Genomic DNA, 269 nt, shown 5'->3' with positions numbered 1-269 from the left:
CTACTCATCCTCTTTCTCCTCTTCAGGCCACAAGGCATCTTCGGCGAACCCATATCGGAGAAGGTGTAAGGCTCATGGCGCCTAAAAATGCCAAAACCATTACACTGGTAGTGGCGGGGGTGATCCTGCTTTTCCTCCCCTCCGGCACCATAGCCACGCCGGACTGAACAATCTGATGTGTGGGGAGCCTGTTTATGTCCCTTCCTTTCAGCTTTACCGAACCCTGCCGAGGCCTAATCAGACCCGTTATAGCCCGAAGCGTCGTACTC

The 269-nt window shown here is 54.3% G+C and carries 1 protein-coding gene; it reads right to left on the bottom strand.

Annotation, left to right across the window (positions count from 1 at the left end; genetic code table 11):
- Positions 1–22: 22 nt before the first annotated feature.
- Positions 23–269: ATP-binding cassette domain-containing protein (locus EZM41_RS14695; RefSeq protein WP_446697822.1), on the bottom strand; the 247-nt coding region annotated here is incomplete at its 5' end.

The organism is Acetomicrobium sp. S15 = DSM 107314, from assembly GCF_016125955.1.
In the GTDB taxonomy this organism is placed as follows: domain Bacteria; phylum Synergistota; class Synergistia; order Synergistales; family Thermosynergistaceae; genus Thermosynergistes; species Thermosynergistes pyruvativorans.
This window is presented reverse-complemented; position numbering and strand designations above follow the sequence as displayed.